Origin of the sequence: Mycobacterium sp. NPDC050853, from assembly GCF_040653875.1 — a bacterium.
Classification (GTDB): domain Bacteria; phylum Actinomycetota; class Actinomycetes; order Mycobacteriales; family Mycobacteriaceae; genus Mycobacterium.
Genome location: NZ_JBFAGW010000001.1, coordinates 33,939 through 51,901, shown reverse-complemented (window position 1 = coordinate 51,901; position 17,963 = coordinate 33,939). Strand labels below are relative to the sequence as shown.

General features: G+C 64.4%; 18 protein-coding genes. 11 read left to right on the top strand and 7 right to left on the bottom strand.

Annotation, left to right across the window (positions count from 1 at the left end):
- Position 1: 1 nt before the first annotated feature.
- Entirely contained in the window at positions 2 to 1,114 is a 1,113-nt protein-coding gene (locus AB0H22_RS00260; protein WP_180748186.1) for a cystathionine gamma-lyase, read from the top strand.
- Complete coding sequence (locus tag AB0H22_RS00255; protein WP_180749653.1) at positions 1,111 to 2,232, top strand: D-alanine--D-alanine ligase family protein; 1,122 nt, start codon at positions 1,111 to 1,113, stop codon at positions 2,230 to 2,232. The genes AB0H22_RS00260 and AB0H22_RS00255 overlap by 4 nt, the downstream gene beginning before the upstream one ends.
- Positions 2,233 to 2,285: 53 nt before the next feature.
- On the opposite strand, the gene AB0H22_RS00250 is transcribed toward AB0H22_RS00255, so the two are convergent.
- Positions 2,286 to 2,828: a DUF3515 domain-containing protein gene (locus tag AB0H22_RS00250; RefSeq protein WP_180748185.1), complete on the bottom strand. Its 543-nt coding sequence runs from the start codon at positions 2,826 to 2,828 to the stop codon at positions 2,286 to 2,288.
- A 17-nt stretch (positions 2,829 to 2,845) separates the two neighbouring features.
- On the opposite strand from AB0H22_RS00250, the gene AB0H22_RS00245 reads away from it, so the two are divergent.
- The 3 genes from AB0H22_RS00245 (at position 2,846) to AB0H22_RS00235 (ending at position 5,800) form a co-directional block, all read left to right on the top strand.
- Entirely contained in the window at positions 2,846 to 3,796 is a 951-nt protein-coding gene (locus AB0H22_RS00245) for a thiamine-phosphate kinase (protein WP_180748184.1), read from the top strand.
- 76 nt (positions 3,797 to 3,872) lie between these two features.
- Positions 3,873 to 4,553, top strand: coding sequence for a uracil-DNA glycosylase (locus AB0H22_RS00240; RefSeq protein WP_180748183.1), 681 nt, complete (start codon positions 3,873 to 3,875; stop codon positions 4,551 to 4,553).
- Positions 4,553 to 5,800 (top strand): lipase family protein, encoded by a 1,248-nt coding sequence (locus AB0H22_RS00235; protein ID WP_180748182.1) that lies wholly within the window; start codon positions 4,553 to 4,555, stop codon positions 5,798 to 5,800. Before AB0H22_RS00240 ends, AB0H22_RS00235 begins: the two co-directional genes overlap by 1 nt.
- A gap of 1 nt (position 5,801) precedes the next feature.
- On the opposite strand, the gene AB0H22_RS00230 is transcribed toward AB0H22_RS00235, so the two are convergent.
- Together AB0H22_RS00230 and rpmB are read right to left on the bottom strand one after the other, a co-directional pair.
- Positions 5,802 to 6,578 (bottom strand): enoyl-CoA hydratase-related protein, encoded by a 777-nt coding sequence (locus tag AB0H22_RS00230; protein WP_358145955.1) that lies wholly within the window; start codon positions 6,576 to 6,578, stop codon positions 5,802 to 5,804.
- Between the two features lie 17 nt (positions 6,579 to 6,595).
- Complete coding sequence (gene rpmB / locus AB0H22_RS00225) at positions 6,596 to 6,793, bottom strand: 50S ribosomal protein L28 (protein WP_079610124.1); 198 nt, start codon at positions 6,791 to 6,793, stop codon at positions 6,596 to 6,598.
- 131 nt (positions 6,794 to 6,924) lie between these two features.
- Between rpmB and AB0H22_RS00220 the strand changes: the two genes are divergently transcribed.
- The 3 genes from AB0H22_RS00220 to AB0H22_RS00210 are packed head-to-tail and all read left to right on the top strand — an operon-like array spanning position 6,925 to position 11,519.
- The gene (locus tag AB0H22_RS00220) at positions 6,925 to 8,565 is read left to right on the top strand and encodes a DAK2 domain-containing protein (RefSeq protein WP_180748181.1); all 1,641 of its coding nucleotides are present in this window, start codon (positions 6,925 to 6,927) and stop codon (positions 8,563 to 8,565) included.
- Positions 8,566 to 8,568: 3 nt separating this feature from the next.
- Complete coding sequence (recG, locus tag AB0H22_RS00215; protein WP_358144005.1) at positions 8,569 to 10,809, top strand: ATP-dependent DNA helicase RecG; 2,241 nt, start codon at positions 8,569 to 8,571, stop codon at positions 10,807 to 10,809.
- Positions 10,806 to 11,519 (top strand): HNH endonuclease family protein, encoded by a 714-nt coding sequence (locus tag AB0H22_RS00210; RefSeq protein WP_358144002.1) that lies wholly within the window; start codon positions 10,806 to 10,808, stop codon positions 11,517 to 11,519. The genes recG and AB0H22_RS00210 overlap by 4 nt, the downstream gene beginning before the upstream one ends.
- Before the next feature lie 245 nt (positions 11,520 to 11,764).
- Here AB0H22_RS00210 and AB0H22_RS00205 read toward each other — a convergent pair whose 3' ends face one another.
- The 3 genes from AB0H22_RS00205 to AB0H22_RS00195 all read right to left on the bottom strand — a co-directional run bounded on the left by AB0H22_RS00205 (position 11,765) and on the right by AB0H22_RS00195 (position 14,306).
- Positions 11,765 to 12,526, bottom strand: coding sequence for a nuclear transport factor 2 family protein (locus tag AB0H22_RS00205; RefSeq protein WP_180748178.1), 762 nt, complete (start codon positions 12,524 to 12,526; stop codon positions 11,765 to 11,767).
- 38 nt (positions 12,527 to 12,564) lie between these two features.
- Positions 12,565 to 13,896 carry a cytochrome P450 gene (locus AB0H22_RS00200; protein ID WP_358145953.1) on the bottom strand — a complete coding sequence of 444 codons (1,332 nt, stop codon included), beginning with the start codon at positions 13,894 to 13,896 and terminating at the stop codon, positions 12,565 to 12,567.
- A gap of 191 nt (positions 13,897 to 14,087) precedes the next feature.
- Positions 14,088 to 14,306 (bottom strand): ferredoxin, encoded by a 219-nt coding sequence (locus AB0H22_RS00195; protein ID WP_180748177.1) that lies wholly within the window; start codon positions 14,304 to 14,306, stop codon positions 14,088 to 14,090.
- 58 nt (positions 14,307 to 14,364) lie between these two features.
- Between AB0H22_RS00195 and AB0H22_RS00190 the strand changes: the two genes are divergently transcribed.
- The gene (locus AB0H22_RS00190) at positions 14,365 to 14,991 is read left to right on the top strand and encodes a TetR/AcrR family transcriptional regulator (RefSeq protein ID WP_358143999.1); all 627 of its coding nucleotides are present in this window, start codon (positions 14,365 to 14,367) and stop codon (positions 14,989 to 14,991) included.
- A gap of 232 nt (positions 14,992 to 15,223) precedes the next feature.
- Positions 15,224 to 15,937 (top strand): cutinase family protein, encoded by a 714-nt coding sequence (locus tag AB0H22_RS00185; RefSeq protein ID WP_358143997.1) that lies wholly within the window; start codon positions 15,224 to 15,226, stop codon positions 15,935 to 15,937.
- Here AB0H22_RS00185 and AB0H22_RS00180 read toward each other — a convergent pair.
- On the bottom strand, positions 15,921 to 16,805 hold the full coding sequence (locus AB0H22_RS00180) for an LLM class flavin-dependent oxidoreductase (protein WP_358143995.1): 885 nt from the start codon (positions 16,803 to 16,805) through the stop codon (positions 15,921 to 15,923). The genes AB0H22_RS00185 and AB0H22_RS00180 overlap by 17 nt on opposite strands.
- A 111-nt stretch (positions 16,806 to 16,916) precedes the next feature.
- On the opposite strand from AB0H22_RS00180, the gene AB0H22_RS00175 reads away from it, so the two are divergent.
- Positions 16,917 to 17,963, top strand: a complete 1,047-nt coding sequence (locus AB0H22_RS00175) for an alpha/beta hydrolase (RefSeq protein WP_358143993.1) — start codon at positions 16,917 to 16,919, stop codon at positions 17,961 to 17,963.

The following is a 17,963-nucleotide window of genomic DNA, read 5'->3' as shown; positions in this document are numbered from 1 at the left end:
CATGCCAGAGCCAGGGATATCGACCCGGGCCGTTGTGGCCGCCACCGCTGAACCCGCTGCCGGGCAACCCTTTCTGGCGGGTCCGGTGTTCGCCTCCGCATACCATCTGCCGGTGCCCGAGGATGACTCACTCGACACCTATGGGCGTGCCTCCAATCCCAGTTGGAGGCAATGGGAATCGGGGCTGGCGGCACTGGAGCGCGCCGAGAGCGCGCTGGTGTTCGGCTCGGGCATGGGCGCGATTACCTCGGCTCTGCGGGCGTTGGTTCGGCCCGGACAGACCCTTGTCGTCCCTGCGGATGGGTACTACCAGACGCGGCGCTACGCCACGGAAAATCTTGCGGCGTTGGGGATCAACGTCATCGCGGCCGCCTCAGACGAGATCGTGGCTGCTGCCGAGCGGGCGGATGTGGTGGTGGCGGAGACGCCCTCGAACCCGCGGCTCGACGTCGTCGATTTGGCACTGCTGGCCCGGCAGACGCATGCCGGCGGTGGTGTTCTGGTGGTGGACAACACCACGGCCACCCCGATGGGGCAGCTGCCCCTGGAATTGGGGGCCGACCTGGTGGTGGCCAGCGCGACGAAGGCGCTCTCGGGTCACAGTGACCTGATCGCGGGATACGTCGCTGGATCGCGTGAGGACCTTGTGTCGGCGGTCGCGCAGGAACGTTCGCGGGCTGGAGCGATCCTGGGTCCCTTCGAAGCCTGGTTGGGTGCGCGCAGTCTTGCCACCGCCGGGTTGCGTTTCGACCGCCAATGCCAGAACGCGTTCGCGTTGGCGACGATGCTGCATGAGCATCCCGCGGTCGCGTCGGTGCGCTATCCGGGTCTCGCGAGCGACCCATCTCATCCCGTGGCGTCCGCCCAGATGAGCCGGTACGGCTCACTGGTGTCGATCGAACTGGCCGATGCCGACGCTGTGCACGCGCTGGTGCAGCGGAGTGAGCTGCTGGCGGCATCGACGAGTTTTGGCGGCGTGCACAGCTCGGTGGACCGCCGAGCTCGCTGGGGAGACGCAGTTCCGGAGGGGTTCGCGCGGATCTCGCTGGGCATCGAGGACACCGACGATCTACTGGCCGATATTGAGGCCGCGCTCGCAGCCGGTACGGTCTGAAGGTTGTGAACCGGATCAAGGTCGCGCTCGTCTTCGGCGGGCGCAGCAGCGAGCATGCGATCTCCTGCGTATCCGCCGGCAGCATTCTGCGCAATCTCGACCAGAACGCGTACGAGGTGGTGGCGGTCGGGATTACCCCCGAGGGCGGCTGGGTGCTGACAGATGGCGATCCGGCGCAGCTGGCGATCAGCGACCGGACTCTTCCTCAGGTCACCGACGCGTCCGGTATCGAACTGCTGCTCGCCACCGACCCGCGTCGTGCGGGCCAACTGGTGAATGTCGATTCGGGCGCAGCCGGTCAGGTGCTGGCCTCGGTGGACGTGGTGTTCCCGGTACTGCACGGGCCCTATGGTGAGGACGGCACCATTCAGGGACTCCTCGAGCTTGCCGGGGTGCCCTACGTGGGTGCGGGTGTGCTCGCGAGTGCGGCCGGTATGGACAAGGAGTTCACCAAGAAACTGCTGGCCGCCGAGGGGCTTCCGATCGGCAAGTACGCCGTGATCCGCCCCCGCGACACCACACTGACCCTGGATCAGCGGGAGGACCTGGGGCTGCCGGTGTTCGTGAAGCCCGCCCGCGGCGGCTCGTCGATCGGTGTTTCTCGGGTGATGACGTGGGAAAAGTTGCCGGCGGCCATTGAGCACGCACGCCAGTTCGACCCCAAGGTGATCATCGAGGCCGCCATCATCGGACGTGAGCTGGAGTGCGGTGTGCTGGAGTTCCCCGACGGGGACATCCGGGCCAGCGTGCTCGGCGAGATTCGGGTCGAGGGTGTGTACCAGGATGAGACGGCTGCGGGCGCCTTCTATGACTTCGAGACCAAATACCTGGACGACACCGCCGAACTGGACGTGCCGGCCAAGGTTGACGACGCGGTGAGCGATCAGATCCGCGAGCTGGCGGTGGCGGCGTTCCGGGCGATCGACTGCCAGGGGCTGGCACGGGTGGACTTCTTCCTTACCGAGGACGGCCCGTTGATCAACGAGATCAACACCATGCCCGGATTCACGACCATTTCGATGTATCCGCGGATGTGGGCGGCCAGCGGCGTGGATTACCCGACACTGCTGGATGCGATGGTGCGCACCGCGCTAGCGCGCGGAACGGGTTTGCGATGAGCCGCTTGCGCGAAGAGTGTCTAGCTGCGATGAGCCGCTTGCGCGAAGAGCCTCTACCGAGGTAGCGGCACCGGATCGGGTTTTACGGCGGGTAGTGCCTTCCCGATTGCGTCGGACATCTCCGTCAATGGCTCCGAACCCGAACCGTCCGGCATCGTCAGCGCGATGTAGACGCCGCGGTCCACGGCGAACCAGGTGGTGGTCGCGATCGCGGCATCGGTGACCCGGAACCACTGCACCCCGTTGACCTGCTCGACCGAGGTGCCGACGGCGAACTCTGCAGGTCGGTCGACTCCGCAGCGTGCGATGACCGAGTCCTTCCCACGGCGCCACGCCGCCGTGGCGGGCGGTGCGGGTTCGACGATCTGCACTCGCGTCCAGTCGCCTGCCATACCGATCGGATATGCCTTGACCATATCCACGCAGAGCGGTGAATTAGCTTGTGGTGCTGGGATGTTGGTAACTGCGATGGGTTTTGTGCCGTCCTGGAATTGCGCGAACTTCAGGACGCCGAAGAGGACTGCCAGGGCCGCTACCGCCCCGAAAATTGCGATGCCGATGAGGAGCTTGCGTGACGGGCCGTCGTCGGATTGCACGGGCCTACACTAACCGAGTGCCAAATCTGGGCGATACCGGCGAGTTCGGCGTGATCAGCCGACTCACTGCGGGTCGTGCGCTGGGTGCCGATATCCAACTCGGTCCGGGTGATGATGCTGCGGTGGTCGGCGCGCCGGACGGTCGGGTCTTGGTCTCGACGGATATGTTGGTGCAGGACAGGCATTTTCGACTCGACTGGTCTTCGCCGTCGGATATCGGGCGAAAGGCGGTGGCGCAGAACGCCGCAGATATCGAGGCGATGGGCGGGCGAGTCACGGCCTTTGTGATCGCGGTGGGCGCACCCGCGGAGACCGCTGTCTCCTTCCTCGAACGGCTCAACCAAGGAGCCTGGGCCGAAGCGGCGCGGGTTCAGGCATCGATCGCAGGTGGAGATCTGGTCGCCTCACGTGACCTGGTGATCTCGGTGACAGTGCTTGGAGACCTGCAGGGCCGCGCACCGGTGACCCGCAGTGGAGCAACAGCGGGGGAGACGGTCGCCGCCTGTGGTGCGCTGGGCACCTCGGCGGCGGGTCTCCGGTTGTGGCAGGAAGGGATTGACGAGTTCCCCGAGCTGCGACAGGTACACCTGGTCCCGTCCCCGCCGTATGGGCAGGGACGGGTCGCTGCGCTGGCCGGAGCCACCGCTATGACCGATATCTCCGACGGGCTGCTGGCCGATATGGGCCATATCGCCGAGGCGAGCGGGGTCCGTATCGACCTGCGGTCGGCCGATCTGAAGCCCTATCTGGTACCGGTCGCCGGTGCCGCGCGACTGCTGGATGCCGATCCGTGGGACTGGGTACTCGTGGGCGGAGAGAACCATGCCTTGGTGGCCACCTTCCCGGGGGCCGTCCCGGCAGGCTGGACCGCCATCGGCGAGGTTTTCTCCGGGAATCCCGGAGAAAACACGGTGACGGTAGACGGTGCGGCATGGACGAAGCCGATGGGATGGGACTCGTTCGCTTAATGTCTTCGCGCACGCGGCTCATCCCCGCCCGACGTCTTCGCGCACGCGGCTCATCCGTGAGCTAAGTTGACTCTTCGTGACCGCCCGACCTCTCGCCGAGCTCATTGATCCCGGCTGGGCCGATGCGCTGGGACCCGTTGCCGATCAGGTGAGCACGATGGGGGAGTTCCTGCGCGACGAGATTTCCGCAGGCCGCGGATACCTGCCCGCTGGGGCAAACGTGCTGCGCGCCTTCACCTATCCGCTGGCCGATGTCCGGGTGCTCATCGTCGGACAAGACCCCTACCCGACACCCGGACATGCCATGGGGCTGAGTTTCTCGGTGGCCGCCGATGTGCGACCGGTGCCGCGCAGTCTGGCCAATATCTTCCAGGAGTATGAGAGCGATCTGGGTCTGCCCAAGCCCGCCAACGGTGATCTCACGCCGTGGTCACAGCAGGGTGTGATGCTGCTGAACAGGGTGCTGACCGTGCAGCCCACCAGCCCGGCATCGCATCGCGGCAAGGGCTGGGAGATCGTGACCGAATGCGCGATCCGGGCGCTCGTCGCGCGGGACACACCGTTGGTGGCGATCCTGTGGGGACGCGACGCATCGACACTTAAGCCGATACTGGGGCCCGGCGTGCCCACCATCGAATCGGTGCATCCGTCGCCGCTGTCAGCCTCGCGCGGATTCTTCGGCTCCAAACCCTTCAGTCGGGCCAACGAACTGCTCGCCGGATTGGGCGCGCAGCCGATTGACTGGCGGCTGCCGTAATGCGTTGGACGACGGGTGCATTGGCCGCCCTCGGGGGTACGACCGCCGCTCTGGTGACCGGTGGGACGGCGTTGCGCACCCCGGCTGTGGTCGACCGACTCAATGCCTGGGCGGGCCGCCGGCTCACTGAGGAGCAGCGCGGGGACCCGTACTCGGCGATCCTGCCCACCCCGATCGCCGGTGACGACTTCTACAGTGATCCGGGCGATCTGAGCCTCATTGAACCGGGCGAGATCATCCGCACCGACCAGGTGTCGCCGCGGCTTCCGCTGCGCAAGGCCACCATGCAACGGATCATGGTGCGTTCCACCGATACGGCGGGTAATGCCGTCCCCGTGACTGCGGCCTTGATCGTGCCAGAGCGTCCGTGGCAAGGCCCGGGTTCGCGTCCGGTGGTGGTACGCAACCAGGCGATCAACTCCCTAGGCCTTAAATTCACACCGTCATATCGGTTGGCGCACTTGTGGTACCGGGACAACCCGCCGATGTTCCCGTTTCTGTCCGCGCAGAACTACGCCGTGCTGTTCCCCGACCATGAGGGGCCCCGGATGTCGTACGCGGCGGGCAAGATGGCAGGCCATGCGGTACTGGATTCGGTGCGCGGAATGCTTTCGGCACGACCCGATCTCGCCGATTCACCGATCGTCATGCATGGATACAGCGGCGGCGCCATCGCCACCGTGTGGGCGGCGCAACTGCAGCCAACCTATGCGCCGGAGCTGCGCATCGCGGCCGCGGCCGCCGGCGGTACCCCCACCGATTACGCCCTGCTGTACGGGAGCATGAACAAAGGTTTGGGGGCGGGGCTTTTCGCCGCCGCGATCATTGGTCAGGCTCGCGAATTCCCGGAATTGGTGCAGATTTTCGGCGACTTTGCGCTCTATTGCGCGATCCGTGCCAAGGATATGCCGCAGCCCCCGCTGGCCGCGGCGGGTCTGCTGCGATTCGACCTCGACCTGCTCTCCGCCATCGAGGCGCCGTTTGAGTCAGAGCTGGGGCGACGCGTCATCGCGGCCAACCGGCCGGGTGAGCTCACACCGACCATGCCGGTGCTGCTGTATCACGGTTCGCGGAGCAAGGCGGTCGGCGACCTGTTCATCCCCGAAGAGGGTGTCTTGGCGCTGCGTGATACCTGGCGCGCCAACGGTGCCGAGGTGGACTACTGGGCGCTGCCCGGTGAGCACATCACCGCGGATATGGTGGCGATCCCCTGGGTGGTGAACTGGATTCGGAAACGGCTCAGCTAGCTCAGGGCCAGACGGGCTTGCGCTTGCCGACGAAGGCGTCAACACCCTCGATACCGGTCGGACTGACCGAGGCCTCGGCGATGCTGGTCTGCTCCAGATCCAGCTGCGCGTCGAGAGTGTTGTTCGCACTGAGGCGCAGCAGGCGACGGATGCGGTTCTGGGCCTCACGAGGACCGGCCGCGAGTTTCTCGGCGATGGCCACCGCGGTGGTTGACACTTCGTCATCGGACACCACGCGGCTCAGCAGTCCAATGGACAGGGCCTCGGGGGCTTCGACGACGCGATCGGTGAGCAGCAGCTCGGCGGCACGGGCCGTGCCGATCCTCCGGGGCAGCGCCCAGGACATACCGCCATCGGAGGAGTACCCGATCCCGGGGTAGGCGGCTCGCAGCTTGGTCGACTCGCCGCCGATCGCGATATCGGCCAGCAGCACCAGGCTCAGTCCGCCGCCGGCGGCCCAACCATGCACCGAGGCCACCACCGGGCGATCTGCGGCGTCCACGGCGCGAACAAACTCGTGCAAACGACCGGCGAGCTCATGGAGCTTGGCCCGGCGATCTTCGGCGGACGCGAACTCGCGCACATTACCGCCGGCGCAGAAGTTGGCGCCGCTGCTGGTCAGCAGGATTGCGCCGATGTCGGCGGGCAGGTCACGCAGCACTGAAACCGCGGCGTCGACACCGGCAAAATCAAGCGAGGTACCGGCCGCCGCAGTAGCGATGGTGATGTGCAGAACGCCGTTATGAACGGCGATGTAGTCAGAAGACTCCAAAGACACAGTGGTCACGGCCTTGGCTATACGCCGCGGACGACCTTGCCGGCCTTAATGCAGGAGGTGCAGGCATTGACGCGCTGCTTGTTGCCACCGGGGGAGGTGACGGCGTGAACCGTCTGGATGTTCGGATTCCAGCGACGGTTGGTACGCCGATGCGAGTGCGAAACCGACTTGCCAAAGCCGGGGCCCTTACCGCACACGTCGCAGACGGCAGCCATAGTGAAACTCCTCAAGCTCGCGATTCTGGCCAACGACCTGTTCAGGGTGGCCCACAACCCTGCAAGAATAGCCTGACCGGCCGGTGAACACCAAAATGTGTCGTGTCAGCTCCCATAGATAGGCTTTTCACATGCAGCTCTCGGTTCTGGACAGCGCCGCGCTGCTCGAATGGGCGCGCGCCTCCGTCGAGGGGCTGATCGCTCGTAGCGACGAGATCAACCGGCTCAATGTGTTCCCAGTAGCCGATGCCGATACCGGCACCAACATGCTGTTCACCATGCGATCGGCGGTCAACGCCGCCGAGGCGCTAGGAGAAGGCGCCACGGTCGCACAGGTCGCCGCCGCACTGGCTCGAGGCGCGGTCCATGGTGCTCGCGGGAACTCCGGGGTCATCCTGTCTCAGATCGTGCGCGGGGTCGCCGACGCCGCAGCCGACCACGACACCATCGGAGCCGAGGTGGTGCGTCGCGCATTGCGACAGGCATCACAATTCGTCATCGCTTCGATGAGCACACCCGTCGAGGGCACCATCGTGTCGGTGCTAGCCGCTGCCGCCGAGGCAGCTGACCGAGCCGCCGACGAGCTCGCCAACCTCATCATCACCGCCGCGGATGCCGCGGTGGCCGCCCTGGAGAGGACGCCCAAACAACTCGATGTGCTCGCCGACAACGGGGTGGTCGATGCCGGCGCGCGCGGCCTCGTCGTAATCCTCGACGCCCTGGTGCTGGTGGTGGCAGGGGAGCTGCCTGCTCGTCGTGAGTACACCCCATCACCGCCCAAGATCGCGCCCTCCCAGGTTTGGGTGGCCGGACCCGGGCGCGGTCCGGGTGGCTTGAACCTCGACCCGCCGGGTGAACTCCCCCCGGAGTTCGAGGTGATGTATCTGCTCGGCGGGTGTGACGAGCTGCAGATCGCCGATCTGCGAACCCAGCTCGACGAGATGGGCGACTCCATCGCCATTGCCGGCGACGGCGAGATGGGGCACTCGGTGCACGCCCACGTCAACGACGCCGGAGCCGCTATCGAGGCGGGTATGAAATTCGGTGTTCCGCAGTCGATTCAGATTTCCTCCCTGCGCGGAGCCGCTGGCGGTCATCACGACGGACGACACCGGCACCGCCGGGTGCTGGCTCTGGCGGAGGGCGATGGCGCGGCGGCACTCTTCTCCAGCGAGGGTGCGCAGGTGTTACGGGTCGATGAACCCCCTGCGAGCGCAAAGCGTCTCCTCGATGCGGTGGTCGACAGTGGTGCGCACCAGATCATGGTGTTGCCCAACGGATTGATGCCACCTGAGGAGCTGGTGGCGGTCTGCGCGGCGGCACGCGGGTGGGGGATCACGGTGATCCCGCTGCCCTCGGCGTCGATGGCGCAGGGGCTGGCAGCGTTGGCCGTGCACGATCCGGAGCGGATGGCCGTCGACGACAGCTACACCATGGCGCGTGCTGCGGGCGCAACCCGGTTCGGGTTGGTCCGCGTGGCGACCGAACGTGCCCTCACCTGGTCCGGAACCTGCGAGCCGGGAGATGCGATGGGCATCATCGGCGACGAGGTGTTAGTTCTGAATCACGACGTCACCAATGCTACTAAGGCTTTGGTGAGCATCATGTTGTCCTCGGGCGGAGAGCTGGTGACGGTCCTGCTGTCCGACAATGCCAACGAGTCTCTCGCCGATGCACTGATCGAGCACACCCGATCGCACCACGGGGGTGTCGAGGTGATGATCTATCGCACGGGGCAGCACACCGACGTCGTTCATATCGGTGTGGAATAACAGATGGTGACATTATCCGATCGCCTGGATCATGTGTTGGGGCACAAGGCATCCGACGTCCTTGACGCTGAATTCGGTCTGCTGACCGTTGAAGACCTACTGCATCATTACCCACGCCGGTACAGCACCGACTTCAGTCTGCGCGACGAGCAGGACGGTGAGCGCGCCAAACCCGGTGAGCACACCACCCTGGTGGGGTTCATCACCTCGGCGGAGCTGAAGAGCATGAAGAACCGTAAGGGTCAGTTCCTATCGGTCATGCTGGGGAGCGCCCCGCATGCGGTGCAGGCCACCTTCTTCCATCCGCACAAGGTGAAACGCGATCTGGAGGTGGGCAATCGGGTGATGCTCTCGGGTGCGGTCGGAGAATTCCGAGGTAAACCCCAGTTGACGCACCCCGACTATTTGGTGTTGGAAACCGCGCTCGGAGAGAGCACCACAACGCGCGGTAGTACCGCGCTGCGCGGCATCGCCGGAACGGCGCGCGACGCATCCACGGCCATCTCCGCATTCGAGCGCAATGTGTTTCCGATCTACCCGGCAACCAAGAACTTAGAAAGCTGGGACATCTACCGTTGCATCGATCAGGTGCTGGCTCAGCTGGATCCGGTACCCGAGGCGTTGCCGGAAGCCGTGCTGGTAGAGCACAGCCTGATGTCTCTCGACGAAGCGCTGCGCAAGATCCACATGTCGGAGGACGACACCGAGCAAAAGCAGGCGCGCAGACGCCTGGCGTTCGATGAGGCGCTGGGTCTGCAACTGGCATTGGCCGTGCGGCGCGGCAGCGATATCGGGTCAGCGGGTCCGCCGATGCCGCTCAGCGAAGGACTGCTGCGCGAGGATCTGTTGCGCCAGTTGCCCTTCGAACTGACCGAGGGGCAGCAGCAGGTTGTTGCCGAAATCGGTGCCGACCTAGTCGGGGTCAAGCCGATGAATCGGCTGCTACAAGGTGAGGTGGGCTCCGGTAAGACCGTCGTCGCGCTGCTCGCGATGATGCAGGCCATCGACGCGGGATATCAGTGCGCCCTGCTGGCGCCCACCGAGGTGTTGGCAGTTCAACATGCTCGGTCGCTGCGCGCGATGCTCGGATCATTGGCCACGGCGGGCGAATTGGGCGCTCCGGACGACGCGACCAGCATCGCGCTGCTCACCGGATCGATGTCGCCTGCGGTGAAGAAACAGATCAAGGCCGACGTGGCAACCGGGCTCGCGGGCATCGTCATTGGCACCCATGCGCTGCTGCAGGATTCGGTGGACTTTCACAAGTTGGGTTTGGTGGTCGTCGACGAGCAGCACCGCTTCGGTGTTGAGCAGCGAGATCGGTTGCGGGCCAAGGCGCCGGAAGGCATCGTGCCACACCTGCTGGTGATGACGGCCACTCCGATCCCGCGCACGGTGGCGCTCACGGTGTTCGGCGACCTGGAGACCTCGACGCTGCGGGAGCTGCCGCGTGGACGCCAACCCATCACCACCACCGCGGTGTTCACCCGCGAAAAACCGGGCTGGCTCGCTCGCGGCTGGGAGCGAATCGCCGAGGAGGTGGCCGCAGGCAGGCAGGCCTACGTGGTGGCCTCGCGCATCGATGCCGACGACAAAGATGCTGGACCCGATGATTCGGAGGAGAAGCGCCCGCCGCCGGTTCCCGTCACCGAGTTGTACGAGACCATTCGCGGCTCGCTGCTACCGGGTCTGCGCGTCGGGCTGCTGCACGGCCGGTTGCCGTCGGAGCAGAAGGACGCCGTCATGACGGCGTTCGGCGCGGGCGAGATCGATGTCTTGGTGTGTACCACCGTGATCGAGGTCGGTGTGGACGTCCCGAATGCGACGGTGATGCTGATCATGGATGCGGACCGGTTCGGAATCAGCCAGCTGCACCAGCTGCGCGGCCGTGTGGGTCGTGGCGGCAACAAGGGCCTATGCCTATTGGTAAGTCCCTGCAGCCCGGCGGGTTCGACGGGACGGCGGTTGCGGTCGGTGCAGGACACCCTGGATGGGTTCACCCTGGCCGAGCTGGACCTGGAGGAGAGGCGCGAGGGCGACGTCCTGGGCCGCGATCAGTCCGGTCGTGCGGTGAACCTGCGGCTGCTCTCGCTCTTGGATCACCGCGACATGATCGAGACCGCCCGGGACATGGCGGTGCGTGCGTGTGCCGAGGACCCGGTGTTGACGAGGCACCCGGCGCTGGCGGGTATGGCGCAGCGCTTCCTGATCGCCGATCAGATCGAGTACCTGGATAAGTCGTGAGGAATCGCGCCCTTCTCATCGTCGCCATCGCTGCGGCGATCGCGGTGGTGGTGGCGTACCAGCTGTCGACTCGCTATCGGCTCCAACGTGCTAATGCCATTGCTGCGCAATCGAATATCCCGACTCTTGCGCAGGGCGATGACCCCCTGGCCGGGATAACCGTGGTGGCCAAGCGGCTGCGGGGCAAGGACTATGAACGTGCGCAGTTCGGTGACGCCTGGTCCGATGACACCGACGCCCCGGGCGGGCGCAACGGTTGCGATACCCGCAACGACATCCTGAATCGCGACCTGGCGGACAAGAGCTACGTGTACACCCGGAGGTGCCCCAACGCGGTGCGCACCGGCACACTTCGCGATCCGTACACGGGAGTGCAGGTGGCATTTACCCGTGGTCCGAAAAGTGGTGAAGCCATTCAGATCGACCATATCGTCCCGCTGGCGTACGCCTGGGATATGGGCGCACGGGACTGGGAACCGTCGTTGCGATGGCGCTTTGCCAATGATCCCGCCAATCTCATCGCGGTGCAGGGGCAGGCCAACCAGGACAAGGGGGACCAGGGGCCGTCGGGCTGGATGCCATCCAACCGTGCATTCTGGTGCCAATACTCCATGCAATTCGCGGAAGTGCTTCGCGAATACCACCTTTCAATCGACGAGCGGTCGGCGAACACTGTCAGAGAGGCTGCGCAGACCTGTCCACCACGGTGACCCCCGGCGCGCTTACGATGGCTCCGGCAGGCACTGTAGTACGAAGAACGGATGTCTTTCCGGGTCCGGTGTTCTCCGGTGATATGGGTACAGCCCGAGTCTGATTGCGCGCCTTTGGGCAAGGCGGCGACGCTGGGCCACTACCGCTCGGATGGATCTAACTGTGCGGGTGGCGATATCACTATCAGTCAGCGTGTGGTCGCTGAGGAGCGCAATCTCGGCGGGCGACCAATGTTTGAATTTGGTCATTCCGTTTTGCGCGTTAGATTTCTGGCCCGCCTGCTGGCCGCGTACTCACGGCTGTAGAGCGATTCCCTGTCATAAAGGCCCAACTTGCGTCCCACGATCGGGAGGGTGCGCGTGAGCCAGGCGACGAACCGTGTGGTGCCGTCGGCGAAAGGCAGCATCTGCACGAGAGCGGCCAAGAAGTCTTGATCGGTGTCGATCCGGGCGATCTTCCATTTCTCGTTCTCCTTGCGGAGGATGTAGCGGTCGACGCCGCAGCCGCGAACGGGCTTGCGCGGCCAGGGTATTGCACTGTTCCAGAAGAATCTGGTGGCGCCTGAGTAGGGGAAGGCCGCCCGTATCTGGTCGTTGAAGAAGTCGTAGTACGGGAGGTGGGTGTCTGTTCCGTCCCACGGGTAGAAGCCGAGTTCGCGCGTGAATATGTAGCCGAGCCGCGCGAAGTCGCCGGTGTAGTCGCGCCCGTGAAACTCCAGCTGTCCAGTATTAGACATGGTCCATACCAGGTCTTCTGTCCAGCATTCCTCGAGTGCTTCCGGAGAGTCGTCGTTCCAGGCTGCGAACCACTTACGCCAGAACTCCGCGATCCCTTCCAGCGGGAAGCCGGCCTCGACGTACATGTCTTCCTGTTCCTTGCAACGTCGCAAGAAGGGCTCGATAAGTGCTTCGGATTCGGCGACTGGCGCGTGTACCCGGCCAGGAGGAGCCTTTACACTCCAATCCGGCTGGTGCGCATTCTGATTCCTTATCTCCGTGTTCGTCACGTGGTTCCTTTCTTGTGATGGCTTGTGTGAGGGGCGTTTCAAACTCTGGTGATCGTGGCGGGCACGCCGCCCTTGACCAACGTCGACAAGCTGAAGAATTGCCGGGGTTGCCATCCTGGTCGCAGGTGCAGGCGATACCGCTGGAAGATGGTCGCCAACAAATACTGCGCCATCATGTAGGCCATACCGGTGCCCATGCAGTGGTGCGGTCCGGCGCCAAAGGCCTGGAATGCCAGACGTGGACGTGCATTGACGCGGTCCTGATCGAAGAACTGCATCGGGTCGTACACTTCGGCGTTCTCGCCCCACCACCGCGGGTCGCGGTGGACCACGTACAACGAGCTCGCGACCAGGGTGTATTTGGGGATGGGGTATCCGCCGAGCTCGGTGTCCTGCATCGCATATCTTGGGTTGATGGGCGCGCCTTGCAGCCGCTGCCCCTCGTCGAAACATGCCCGTGCCCAAGGCAGCTTGGGTAGATCGTCGGGGGTTGGCATGTCGCCATTCAGCATTGCGATCTCGTCGTAGAGACGCTCCAGATGTTCCGGATGCTGTAGGAGCAGTGCCAGCGTCCACGACATCGACGCGACGATCGTCTCGTAGCCGCCGCCGATTGCCGACATGATCTCCGAGTACACATCGACTTCAGTGAGCGGGTTACCGGGGTCGTTACGTGCGCCGAGCAGGATGTTGAGCAGGTCCGCATCGTTGGTTGGATTCGCGCGTCGTTCTTGGACCATCCCACGGATGGTTCGCATGAGGTGAACCCCCGAGACCGTGAGATTCTCCTTGCCGGGCAACGGGAAGACATTCGGCGGGGTCGCCAGAAAGAGTCCCGACGCGATAGCGCGCATCACGGACCGCGTCGCTGTATCGGCATGCATAACTTCGTCATCGGACAGTTTCGTCGAGAACATCGCGTACATAAATGCCGGCAGCACGATCTTCGGCAGCTCTGCTTGCAGGTTCACCTCCTGGCCGGTGCCAGCGACCATCAGCCATCGGTCGATCCGATCGGTGAACACCTCGACGAACTTGTCCGACACCACCGCGAGGTGCTTCTTGCCGAACATCGGCATGAGCTTTTTGCGTCTGTCTCGAAGGGCCTGCCCTTCGAGGGCCTGCACCGGGCAGCCCACACTCGTAACTGCCTTTTGCATTCGCCTGCCTTGGATGGGCGCAGACATGCTGTATTTGAGCTCGGTGTCCTCCATGAACTCACTCACGAGATCCGGGTGATTGGCCAGGACCAGTGGATATATCGGCAGCGGCACCCGATAAATGTCTCCGTATCTGCGATGGCAGTCCTGCAGGAACTTGTACGGGTTACGTGCCATAGGAATCGCCGAGCCTATGAAGGGCAATCCAATTGGGCCCGGTGGAATCGGCCGGTCGCGGCCCCAGCCCGTCAGGAGGCTGAACGAGGCGCGCAACGGCTTACGGGTGGGCCAGAACGGATCATCTTTCAGAGACGCGATTACCGCGCGACGGCCGACACTCCACCGAGGTGGCGTGTCCGCGGGAAGCTGACCGTGTGCCGGGCACTGGGTCGCAGCAGTAGTCAAGATCGGTCCTTTCCGTGGTGGATCTCAATTGCCCCGGACGGGCAGATCTGACTGGCTTTATTTGCGTCGTCATGCAATTCGGTGCTGGTGGTACTCGCCGCGACGCTCGTGCCATCGGGATTCTCCGTAAACAGCAGCGGATAGGAGCCGTAGCAATAGCCGGCGCCCATGCAGACATCACCGTCGACGGTGATCGAGAAGAGTTGTTCCGTCATGAGACATTGGACTGTAAATGTAACAGTGTATCTGCGTCAAGAGGTAACATGACTGATCGTGGATCTAGGCGCGATTTGGTCGCAGGTGTCTTCTGGGCAGGCTGCCCCGGAGGACGATGAGCGGGAGCGGCTTCTTGACGCCGCGCGCACTGAGTTCGTTGCGCATGGGTTCCGTCGGGCGGCGGTGGCAGATATAGCGAAGCGGGCCAAGGTTTCTCGACAGACTCTGAACCGCCGATGCGGCGACAAGGACGACATGGTGTCGTCGGTCGTCGGTCGTGAGGTGCTTCAGTTCTTTCTCAAGTTGGCGCCATTGTTGGATCCGGGCGACAAGGTTGAGGACCAGGTTGTCGAGGTGTTCGTGACTGGAATGCGTGAATGCCGGGCGAATCCGGTGGTTGCGGCTCTCAAGGAGTATGAGGCCGAATCAATGTCGGTGCGACTGTTCGAGACCGAACACGGCAACTACCAGCTAGTGCTTTCCGTTCTTGCCATGCGGTTGATGGGGGATGGGTATCCAGAAGCGGGCGCCAAGCAGGCGGCCGAGCTCATCACGCGGATTACCGCGACTCTCTTGCTGGCTCCATCGAAGGTTCTTCGCGCGGAGACAGACGACGAGGCAAGGAATATTGCCGTCACCTACTTCATCCCGGTGTTGAGGGCAGCGCGCGAAGTTGCGGAGTAACGCGCGCCGTTGCCGGCATGTTGCGCGCGGCTTTATGTCCTAGCTCCTGAATCCGGTCACAGCTTTGGTGAGAGTGTCTCTCTCGGTCAGGCCTCGTGGAAGTTATTCGCGGATAACGGTTTTCGTCGCGATGCGGGCGGTGTCCCATCGTCGGACAGGCGAAACGCACCTGTCCACAACTGTTGAATCTGTGGTAAACAGGGACGGAAGCCCGAACAGGTGGTGGTCGTAAATGAAGAGAAATCGGTGGGGTTGGCTACTTGTCGTAGCCGTGGCTTTTGCGCTGCTGAGTTCGCCGGTCGGCATTCCTTCCGCGGCAGCCGCGGCATGCCCCGATGTTGAAGTCGTGTTCGCGCGAGGCACTTTCGAGCCCCCAGGCGTCGGCGGGACCGGGGATGCATTCGTCAACGCGCTGCGCGCGCGTACCAAGGGCAAGTCCGTCGAGGTCTACCCCGTCGAGTACCCGGCGTCCTTGGCCTTTGCGACCGCGGCCGACGGTGTCATCGACGCGAGCAACCGCGTCAAGGACATATCCGCGCGGTGCCCCAACACGAAGATCGTATTGGGTGGTTTCTCCCAAGGTGCGGCAGTCGTCGCGTACACCACCGCCGATGCAGTGCCGGTGGGTTTTGATCTGCCGGAGGGGATCAGCGGTCCGATGCCACCCGATGTGGCCGACCATGTTGCGGCGGTGGCGCTGTTCGGGAAGCCGTCGAGCGGGTTCTTGCAGAGGGTGGATACTAACGCCCCGCCGATCAACATCGGTCACCTCTACGCGGGTAAGACGGTCGACATGTGCGTTCCCGAGGATCCGATTTGTTCCCCCGACGGCTTCGACAACGCTGCGCACGGCTCGTACGTGGACAACGGGATGACCAATCAGGCCGCGGATTTCGCGGTCCGGCAGCTTAACTCCTCAGCGGAGTCGGCTAGCGCGCCTGGATGAGTTCGATCGTTGCCTCGATCACGGCAACATCGGATGCCCCTGGCACGAGGATGAATTCATCCAGCCCGGCCTCCTCGGCTCCGTCGAGGGTGCGGTTGACTGCGTCGGCGTCGAAATTGGTCAACGTCTTCGGCACGTTCTCAGCGATCTGAGGCCCGAAGATCGCGAGGTACTCGCTGGTGAACTGTTTGAGCTCCGACTCGGCATCGGGGATGCCCAGGGTGTAGAAGGCGCCGCTCGACAGGAACGGGGGATCGGCATGCCCGGCCTCCTGCCATGCCGCGCGGGCGGCCCCGGCGGAGTAGGCAAGCTCGGAGGACGCCCCGGACACGCTGAAACCGGTGATGCCGTCGGCCCATCGCGCTGCGCGGGCCAGGGACTTCGGGCCGATCGCGGCGGCAACGATAGGCGGACCGCCGCTTTGAACGGGCGCCGGACCCACCGGGTCGGCACCCTCGAACGGGGGCTCGCCTCGCCACAGTCGCCGCAGCGCGGCTACCTGGTCATCGAGGCGCTGGTGGCGTCTGTCGAAGGATGCGTCCAATGAGCGGTAGTCGTGTTCCCGGCCACCAACACCTACCCCCAGGGTGAATCGGCCCTCGGAGAGCACATCCAGCGACGCCGCTTGCTTGGCGACCAGCGGCACCGGATGGGCAGGGAGCACGGAAACATTGGCGAGTATCCGGATCCGTTCGGTAACCGCCGCGGCTCCCGCGAGCGTCACCCACATCTCCTGGTTGTGATACGAGATGCGCTCGCCCGACGAGATCGTGGAGAAAGGTCCCTCATCGGCGAGGCGGGCCCAGGTGATCGTCGACTCGCGGGTGTACTCCCGGCACATGAAAGGCAGGGCAATGCCGATATCCATGCGGGCACCCTATACGGGTCCAGGAACTATGGGCACGGAAACCGCTGCGCCGCATTGCCTTCGGTGGTCCAGTTTCTAGACGCCGGTCTAAGTAATCGTTACGGTTACCGCGTGAGCCCCTTACGTGATCTCGCCCTGCGTGTCAGCACCGCCGCGACACCCCACATTCCCATCCCCGTGCGACGGGCCATGGCCGGTCGTCAGGTGATCATCGACGGCAACATCCTCGACCCGTCGACTCAGCTCCTGCTGCGCGGGCTGGAGCTCATGGGTGAGGCAGACATGACCAGAGGTGAGGACGTCGCCGAAAACCGTGCCGGTATACGCAAACAGTCGGCATTACTGCAGTTCAGCACCCCGGTCGGACAGGTACGCAACTTCTCCATTCCGGGCCCCGCCGGCCCCATCCCCGTCCGGCATTACCGGCCGGTCGTCGAGAACACCGGTGCGGTGCTGGTGTTCTTCCATGGTGGCGGCTGGATGATCGGCGATCTGGACACGCATGACCAGGCCGTCCGACAGACCTGCCGCGATGCCGGTGTCTCGGTGTTGTCGGTGGATTACCGTCTGGCTCCCGAGCACAAGGCACCCGCCGGCGCTGAGGACTGCCTGGCCGCCTATCTGTGGGCAGTCGAGCATGCCGGTGAGCTGGGTGCCACACCCGACAGAGTCGCGGTGGGCGGTGACAGCGCGGGAGGCAACCTCGCCGCCGTCGTCTCGCAGCAGGCGCGCGACACCGGGGCACAGCTGCCGCTGTTGCAGTTCCTGATCTATCCGGCGGTCGACTTCACCGTGCGGCGACCGTCGCGCGATCTCTTCGCCGAGGGCTTCTTCCTTACCAAGGCGGCCATGGACATGTTCGAAGGTCACTATCTCGACGGGTCCGAGGTCGACAAGGCGGACCCTCGAGTGTCACCGATTCTGGCCGACAACCTCGCGGGATTGCCGCCCGCGCTCATCACGACGGCCGGTTTTGACCCGCTACGCGACGAGGGCAATGAGTATGCGGAGAAGCTGCGGGCCGCCGGAGTGCCGGTGGACCTGCGGGTAAAGGGTCCGCTGATTCACGGTTTTTACAACATGGCCAGGCTGGGTGGTGCCCCGTCGGCCGCCGTGAACGAGCTGACATCGGCCCTGCGCGCGCATCTGTCTCGCTAA

Coding starts and splice junctions, on each gene's coding strand:
- rpmB (WP_079610124.1), bottom strand. CDS start 6,793: ATGGCTGCCGTCTGCGACGTGTGCGGTAAGGGCCCCGGCTTTGGCAAG.
- recG (WP_358144005.1), top strand. CDS start 8,569: ATGGTGACATTATCCGATCGCCTGGATCATGTGTTGGGGCACAAGGCA.
- AB0H22_RS00185 (WP_358143997.1), top strand. CDS start 15,224: ATGAAGAGAAATCGGTGGGGTTGGCTACTTGTCGTAGCCGTGGCTTTT.
- AB0H22_RS00235 (WP_180748182.1), top strand. CDS start 4,553: ATGCGTTGGACGACGGGTGCATTGGCCGCCCTCGGGGGTACGACCGCC.
- AB0H22_RS00195 (WP_180748177.1), bottom strand. CDS start 14,306: ATGACGGAACAACTCTTCTCGATCACCGTCGACGGTGATGTCTGCATG.
- AB0H22_RS00260 (WP_180748186.1), top strand. CDS start 2: ATGCCAGAGCCAGGGATATCGACCCGGGCCGTTGTGGCCGCCACCGCT.
- AB0H22_RS00180 (WP_358143995.1), bottom strand. CDS start 16,805: ATGGATATCGGCATTGCCCTGCCTTTCATGTGCCGGGAGTACACCCGC.
- AB0H22_RS00220 (WP_180748181.1), top strand. CDS start 6,925: ATGCAGCTCTCGGTTCTGGACAGCGCCGCGCTGCTCGAATGGGCGCGC.